Here is a 5,772-nt window from a genome sequence, read left to right as displayed (position 1 = left end):
ATGATTAAATTCTTCCGAAACATCCGAAAAAAACTGCTTGAACAAGGCAAAACCGCAAACTATCTTAAATATGCCATTGGCGAAATCATTCTTGTAGTCATTGGGATATTGATTGCTTTGCAGATTAATAATTGGAATGAAAAAAGAAAAAGTCAGGCGAATCTTTCATCTATCTATAAACAGATACATACCGAACTGATAACAGATACTTTGCGTGCAAAACAAAATGTATCACTTTACAATGAACAAACAAAACGCATTCAAGATATTCTAGATGGTAAAATTAATAAGACGTTTTATGACACCATCACTAGTTCCAATTATAAAGATTGTAAGATTTGCGGCTCAGATGTTACTTACCTTAATCCTAATGCCCTTTATACAAAGGGTTATCTACTACTAAAAAACACGAACACACAAACAGAGGCTCAAAGGGATTCGCTGCCAGATATGATTGACAACCTATATTCAGAATATGTAGACGCATTTCGTGGCGACAATCAGAATGTTACTAATTTAGTACTTGAAAATGCAAAAGATTATGAGGCGTATTCTTGGTATGTAGATTGGGCAGAAAAAAGATTCAATAAAGACTTTATTACGTATCTTTTTGAAAGTGAAGATTATAAAAAAAAGCTCGCCACTTATAAAGTGTATGTTATAAAAAATCAACAAAGACGCGTAGAAAGTTTTTTGGAAGAAGCAAGAAACGTACTTCCTTTAATTGACAATCGAATTAAAAACAAATGATAAAACTATTCAGAAACATCCGAAAAAATCTTCTCAATGAAGGTAAAACCACAAAATATTTCAAATACGCCATAGGCGAAATTGTACTTGTGGTGATTGGGATATTGTTTGCCGGAAATCCGACCCGTCCTTGCCCCCAACCCCTAAAGGGGCGAAGACAATCTCCAATTAAATACAGCTAACATATGAAAAACGATCCACTAAAAATATCAGGTATGCATGATGGCGCAACACCAAAAGTGTATAGAAATGCTGCCAAGCTTCGGGAAAATATGACCGAACCTGAAATAAAATTATGGGATTATTTAAAGACAAAACCGTTGGGCTATAAATATAGAAGACAGCATCCTATTGCTGGATATATTCTGGATTTTTACTGTCATAAACTCAGATTATCAATTGAAATTGACGGAGGCTATCACCTAAAAAGAAAACAAAAACAAATAGACACACAAAGAACTGAATATCTTAAAAGTGTTGGTATAACAGAATACAGATTTACAAATGAAGAAATCTTAAACCAATTTGAAAAGTCAATCGAATTTATAATTTCAAAATTGCGCGCAGACACCCCTTTAGGGGCTGGGGGCGAGCGAGGCAAAAACCTTCAAATATGATAAAATTCTTCCGTACCATCCGCAAAAAACTCATAGAGCAAAATAAAGCTCGTAATTACTTCTTATACGCCATCGGCGAAATCATCCTGGTGGTGATTGGGATACTTCTGGCCTTGCAAATTAATACATGGAGTCAAATGCATAAAGACTCAAAAGAAGAACTTGTTATTTTGGAAAAACTTTACAACAATATTCAAACAGATACTCTTAACTTAAATTATTGGCTTACAAATATCAAAACGCAATTAAATGATTTAAAAATTATAACATCAGAAATTAAAGACCAAAACCTCAAGCAGTTTTCGGTTGATTTATACAAACCTCTACTAAGCGTTATTTTTATGGATTTAGAAACCACTACCTGGCAAAATTTAAAATCGACCGGTAAAATCAGTTTATTAAAAAACGCATCGCTTATGGACTCTCTTCAAACTTATTATACACGATTTGACCTTGTGAACAAAAGCTGGCAGGAAGGATTTAAAAGCTATAACAGAAACATTCTGGCTCCTAAATTTTTTGAGTTCGATGATTTTAAATTTTTTGGTCAAGAATCAGATGTTTTAAATGACGCTATACAGCATATAATGCCTTACAAATATGGCGAAGATGTGTTTTTTAGAAATGCGATAAGATATAGGATAGGTGCAACAAATAAAATTAAAGATTTATTTGAAGATGACCTTGCCAGAGCAACCCATATGTTGAAGATGCTTAGCAAAGAAATTGCCTTGAAAAATAAACCTAATTGATATGATAAAATTCTTCAGACAAATCCGAAAAAAACTCATTGAGCAGTCTAAAATTCGCAGCTATTTATTTTATGCCATTGGAGAAATTGTTTTAGTAGTTATTGGGATATTGATTGCCCTTCAAATTAACAACTGGAATGAAGACAGAAAAATCAGCATCCAAGAATATAATGCTCTAAATAATATTTATCGTGATTTTTTAAAAAACAAGGAAATTTTAAAAGAAGTAAGTAGCAGTACATCGATTGTGCTGGAATCCGGTGTACAAACCCTAAATCACACCGGAAATAAAGTTAAACCAGATTCTGAAAGTATTTTTAATAATTGGTTAAATAATCTGTTTTACAACAAACCTTATTACCCACAAAATGGATTTTTAGATGATTTATTAAGCTCAGGCAAACTTGGCATATTTAAAAATGTAGAGCTACGTAACCTCTTGTCGTCTTGGAAACCGGATGTTGAAATTTTGGAAGAGAGGTTTAATACAGTAAAGACTAGTGAAAATATATTGAATGCCTATATTATAGAAAAGGCCAGTTGGTTAAATGCCGATCAAGCAGATAGTAAGACAAGAAATGTGACCTTTCCAATTTCTGGTTTCACTGTTGATAACAGAGATTTATTAAAGGAACTTCAATTTGAAAATTTATTGGAAAATGTGCTTATTCTTACAGACACCTATTATTCAACACAACAGAAAACAGAAAAACTTCTTGATGATATAATTGCCTTGCTAGAAACTGAAATCAACAAAACCAATGATAAAACTCTTTAGAAATATCCGAAAAAAACTCATCGAGCAATCCAAAGTTCGCAATCCTGCCTCGCCGGCAGGCAGGTACTTCTTTTACGCCATCGGCGAAATCATTCTTGTAGTGATTGGTATATTGATTGCCGAAAACCTTTCCCCAACCCTAAAGGGTGGGTTTTCTAGTTTAGAAATAATAAAAATCAAAAGTTACAAGTTGCGCGCTGGCACCCTTTAGGGTCGGGGCGAGTGCAGGCATAATTAAACCGAAATCAAATTACAATGTTTAAATTCTTCCGAAACATCCGCAAAAACCTTCTTAATGAAGGCAAAACTACTAGATATTTTAAATACGCCATCGGCGAAATTGTGCTTGTGGTGATTGGGATTTTAATTGCCTTGCAAATTAATAATTGGAATGAAGCCAACAAGGCAGCTAAAGAAGAACTCAAGATTCTAAAAGAGATGCAATTTAACCTGACCAATGATTTAATGGATTGCGATTGGAACATCAACAAACAGCAAGAATTGGCGAACTCAAATACCATAGTGCTCAATCATTTGGAAAACAGAACACCATTTAGCGATTCCTTGCGTTTTCATTACGGTAATCTTATGTATTCAACAACGCAACGCCGTAATATGGCGGCTTACGATCATTTAAAAGCCAAAGGTATTGACCTGATTCAAAACGATAGTTTACGACGGCATATTACGGCAGTTTATTCAGAGCGCTACTACTTCATAGAAAAACAAGAACTGGAATACGACAATCAAATTCATTTAAATGAATTGCTACCACAGCTTAATGCCAAACTTATTTATGATAACATTTCTAAAACCGGTTACCCAATTGATCTCCCAAGCTTACAAAATGATAACGTGTTTAAAGGTACGCTGCGAATGCAGATAAATGCCAGAAAATATATGAAACAACGGTATGAAGGCCTGCTCACCGATTTAAAAAATTTGATTGCACATATTGATGAAGAACTTAAAGAACGACAATAACAACAACTAATAAGTTTCAATTTAATAAGTTATAATAATTACAACTCATTATCATAAGACTTCCTAATCAATTCTGCCTTAGAATTGATTTGTAAAGTGCTGTAAATATTTTTGATGTGGCTGCGAACAGTATCTAAAGAAATATATAAATCGTTGGCTATCATTTTATAACTTTTACCATTAACAACGCCTTTAACTATTTCCAATTGACGGTCTGTAAGTTGATCTGTTTTTTTAGGAGCGTAGAAATCGGCTATTTTTCTGGCAATGGCGGGCGACATATACGAGCCGCCTTGAGCCACTACATCAACCGCTTCTTTTATTTTTTGTAAAGATGAACGCTTAGACACGTAAGAACAAGCACCGGCGCTCAAGGCCTTAAAAATCATATCGGTTTCTTCAAAAGTGGTGAGAATAATAACGTCTAAATCGGGTAGCAATTTTTTTATGTTCGGTAAAGATTCTACTCCTGTTTTTCCGGGAAGTTGAATGTCTAACAACAAAATAAATTGAGTTTGTTCTCCTGTTTCCAACCAACTCAATAACGCTTCTGCATTGTTAAATGTTTTAAGTATAGCAACCGTTGGTTGCATTTGAAAAAAAGCCGTGAGACCCTCCATAACTACGGGATCGTCCTCAACAATTACTATGTTTATTTTAGCAGACAATTTATACGCTTTATAAAGGCAGAAGGTAACTATTAATTATAGCATTTTCAACCACATATAAATGTGGTTTCTTAAATACTATGTGGTAAAGATACATTAATACCAAAACCGTTGCTTAGGTCAAATTCTAATTGCGCTTTTATGCTTTCGCACCTTAACTTCATATTTGCCAACCCCAATCCACTACAATTTTCTTTGTTTTTAACCAAACCATCGTCTTTGATTGAAAGTTTACAAAGGCCATTTTTATTAATGATGTTAATAGACACGTGAGAAGCGTTAGAATGTTTAACCACGTTGGTGATGGCCTCTTTGTAAATTAAAAAAAGATTTCTGCGGCAATTAAGATCTAACTTCTTTTGAAGATTTAAATCGTCTGTTTGAAATTGATACGAAATATTGGATGGCAGCAAGAGTTCTTCGGCCAGCTCTCTCATGCGTTCAATTAAATCGCCCATAGTGTCTCTCCTGCTGTCGATACTCCAAACCAAATCGCGCATGTGCGATATGGTGTTGCGACTTAAAGTGGTAATTTGATGCAATCTGTTTTTATCGATACTGTTGGTGGCCTGCATCTCTAGCATTTCGGTTTGCATGGCTAAACCGGTTAACATGGAGCCGACATCGTCGTGTAAATCGCTTGATATTTTTGTGCGCAAACGCTCCAAAGCCAAAGCTTGATTTAATCTGTATTGAAAAAACGCGTAAAACAAACTAAAAATTCCCAGAATTAAGAGACTTATAAACCACCACTTTTTATAGAATATTTGTTTTACTGTGATAGGAATACTAAGTGCTGCCTCGCTTTCATTGCCATTAGAATCCATGCCTTTTACCTTCAACACATAATCTCCGGCAGGCAATTTATTGTATCTGATACTGTTTTGATTACCCTGGTAAAACCATTCCTTTTCAAAACCTTCCAACTTTGTGTAATAGGTGTAGTTGTTTTTATTAAAATAATCGGGAATAGACCAATCTATTTTAAAATGCTGATCGTAAGGTGTTAACAAGATAGCGCCTTCTGTTAACTTTGTAATTTGAGTTGTGGTCTTATCCTTTTGATTGTAAACTTCAAATTTTGTAAAATTCACTTTCGGAAGCGTGTATTCTTGAGATAAATCCTCGAATCTAAATTTGTTGAGACCATTAAGACCTCCCAAATAAAAATAACCCTTTTGATCTTTATAAGCAGATGTATAGTTGAATTCATTATTGGTAAG

Annotated in this window: 9 protein-coding genes; 7 read left to right on the top strand and 2 right to left on the bottom strand. The window is 34.3% G+C overall.

The features are described 5' to 3' along the window. The 7 genes from V7Z48_RS13285 to V7Z48_RS13255 form a co-directional block, all read left to right on the top strand. The coding region (locus V7Z48_RS13285; protein WP_334114095.1) for a DUF6090 family protein at positions 1-750 on the top strand (750 nt) is incomplete at its 5' end. Further along, positions 747-932, top strand: coding sequence for a hypothetical protein (locus V7Z48_RS13280; protein WP_334114094.1), 186 nt, complete (start codon positions 747-749; stop codon positions 930-932). The genes V7Z48_RS13285 and V7Z48_RS13280, both read left to right, overlap by 4 nt. Before the next feature lie 3 nt (positions 933-935). Next, positions 936-1,367: an endonuclease domain-containing protein gene (locus V7Z48_RS13275; RefSeq protein ID WP_334114092.1), complete on the top strand. Its 432-nt coding sequence runs from the start codon at positions 936-938 to the stop codon at positions 1,365-1,367. Continuing rightward, a complete protein-coding gene (locus V7Z48_RS13270) occupies positions 1,364-2,119 on the top strand; it encodes a DUF6090 family protein (RefSeq protein WP_334114091.1) in 756 nt (251 codons plus the stop codon). Before V7Z48_RS13275 ends, V7Z48_RS13270 begins: the two co-directional genes overlap by 4 nt. 1 nt (position 2,120) lies before the next feature. Further along, positions 2,121-2,897, top strand: coding sequence for a DUF6090 family protein (locus V7Z48_RS13265; RefSeq protein ID WP_334114089.1), 777 nt, complete (start codon positions 2,121-2,123; stop codon positions 2,895-2,897). Beyond that, positions 2,881-3,108, top strand: a complete 228-nt coding sequence (locus V7Z48_RS13260; RefSeq protein WP_334114088.1) for a hypothetical protein — start codon at positions 2,881-2,883, stop codon at positions 3,106-3,108. Before V7Z48_RS13265 ends, V7Z48_RS13260 begins: the two co-directional genes overlap by 17 nt. 44 nt (positions 3,109-3,152) lie before the next feature. Further along, the gene (locus tag V7Z48_RS13255) at positions 3,153-3,881 is read left to right on the top strand and encodes a DUF6090 family protein (protein WP_334114087.1); all 729 of its coding nucleotides are present in this window, start codon (positions 3,153-3,155) and stop codon (positions 3,879-3,881) included. A 38-nt stretch (positions 3,882-3,919) separates the two neighbouring features. On the opposite strand, the gene V7Z48_RS13250 is transcribed toward V7Z48_RS13255, so the two are convergent. Continuing rightward, positions 3,920-4,549: a response regulator transcription factor gene (locus tag V7Z48_RS13250; RefSeq protein ID WP_334114085.1), complete on the bottom strand. Its 630-nt coding sequence runs from the start codon at positions 4,547-4,549 to the stop codon at positions 3,920-3,922. Between the two features lie 71 nt (positions 4,550-4,620). After that, positions 4,621-5,772 (bottom strand): ATP-binding protein (locus tag V7Z48_RS13245; protein ID WP_334114084.1); only part of this gene is annotated, 1,152 nt, incomplete at its 5' end.

Origin of the sequence: Paucihalobacter sp. (assembly GCF_036825875.1) — a bacterium.
In the GTDB taxonomy this organism is placed as follows: Bacteria; Bacteroidota; Bacteroidia; order Flavobacteriales; family Flavobacteriaceae; genus Paucihalobacter.
Note: the sequence above shows the minus strand (reverse complement) of the source record. Positions and strands in the feature narration are given on the sequence as shown.